The organism is Duganella hordei, assembly GCF_040369125.1.
GTDB lineage: Bacteria > Pseudomonadota > Gammaproteobacteria > Burkholderiales > Burkholderiaceae_D > Rugamonas > Rugamonas hordei.
This window is the reverse complement of the sequence record NZ_BPWI01000045.1, coordinates 1-1621: the sequence shown is the minus strand read 5'-3', so window position 1 is coordinate 1621 and position 1621 is coordinate 1. Positions and strand designations below refer to the sequence as shown.

Genomic DNA, 1621 nt, shown 5'->3' with positions numbered 1-1621 from the left:
GCATGGATGGTCAATTTACCAGGGCATTGCACCGTGATATTGCCGCCGTCGATGGTGATATTCGCCCCGCCCGCCGTCGACAAGCTGATGCTCTTGGCCGCCGCCCAGTCCACCTCGGCATTGGCGCTGACGATGCTGATCTCGTCGCGCGCCTGCACTTTCAACTCGTCGGCCTGCGCCTGGATGTCGATGGCGTCCTGGGCCGCGATCAGTTGCAGGCCGAGGCCGCCCTCGCCCGCCTTGACCGCGCCGCCCAGCACGCCGATCGCCTGGCCGCTGTGCGCCCGCATCTGGCCACCGGTGACGAACTGGCTGTCGTTGCCGCTCATCAGCGTGATCGTCTCGCCGTTGGCCAGCTGCACCGCCTGTCCTGCCGTGACGCCGATGCCGCTCTTGCCACTCACCGCGATGATCGGCGAACTGGCGTGCGGCAGCTGGTCATCGCCCGGCGCGGTTTTCTTGTCGCCGGCGTCGGCCCTGGCCGCATCAATACTGGCGTTGCCGACCATGCCGGACACGGCCGTCAGCATCGCCTTGAGCGGCGCGGCCTTGTCGTCCAGCGTGCTGGCATCGGCCTTGGCCGCGCCGACGTGGCCGGCCAGCGCCACCGTCTGATGCGTCCTGGCCGCCTCGCTGAACGTCTCGCCCAGCTTGACCGCCTGCTTGAGCAGCGCGATGCCGGCCGCGTTGTCGCCGGCCGGGTCGCGCACGTCGGCGCCGTGATTGATCTTGTAACTGCTGATCAGCAGGCCGGCGCCGCCGCGCACCGCGCCGTAAGCATCGGTGCGCAGTTCGGCGCCCTGCCCGCGCAGGCTGCCGCGATAGTTGTCCGCGCTGTGGATCAGGTGGCCCAGCGATAATTCACTGGCCGCGTGCGTGGACCGCAACTGTACCCGGCCTTGCGCGTCGGTGTCGTCGAACAGCAGCTGGTTGTAGCCGGCGCCGCCGAACTCCTTGCTGCGCACGCCCCACTGCGCGGCGGCGTTGCGGTGGCCGGCGCTGTCGGCCGAGGCGCCGTGCCACAAGGGACTGTTGCCGCCTGCCAGGTTGCCCTGTCCCGACGGAGCATGGTCGGCCGCCGGCTGGAAGCGCTCCGCCTGGTCGGCGCCGGCGCTTTGCGCGCCCGGCGTCGGCGTCACGCCGCCCTCGCCCTGGCCGTTGTACAGCGCGCCGACGATGATCGGGCGGTCGATATCGTTCTCGATGAACTGCACCAGCACTTCCTGTCCGATGCGCGGCAGGAACTGGCTGCCCATGCCGCCGCCGGCCGAGCGCTGCGGCACGCGCACCCAGCAGGTGGCGTCGGCATTGTCCTGCCAGTGGTAGCGGATGCGCACCCGTCCCAGCTTGTCGCAATACAGCTCGTCGGCGCCCGACGGCTGCGCCAGCCCGTCGACGCCGACCACGATGGCGCTCTGCGCGCCGCGCGCGGTCGGCTTCGGATGGCTGCGGCCGTCGCTGCCCGGCAGCTGCGGCCGCCAGACCGCGTCGGCAGCCACCGCCTCGAAGCTGTTGGCGTAGCCGGTCTCACGCGCTTGCGCGATGGTCAGTGCGTAATCGTCCGGGAGGTCCAGGGCTATCTCTTGCAGCAGTTCCGGTATCGGCCCGAACAACTCGGCCA

The 1621-nt window shown here is 70.1% G+C and carries 1 protein-coding gene; it reads right to left on the bottom strand.

The window, feature by feature from the left end:
- The coding region (locus ABWW33_RS32930; protein ID WP_353405619.1) for a type VI secretion system Vgr family protein at positions 1-1621 on the bottom strand (1621 nt) is incomplete at both ends.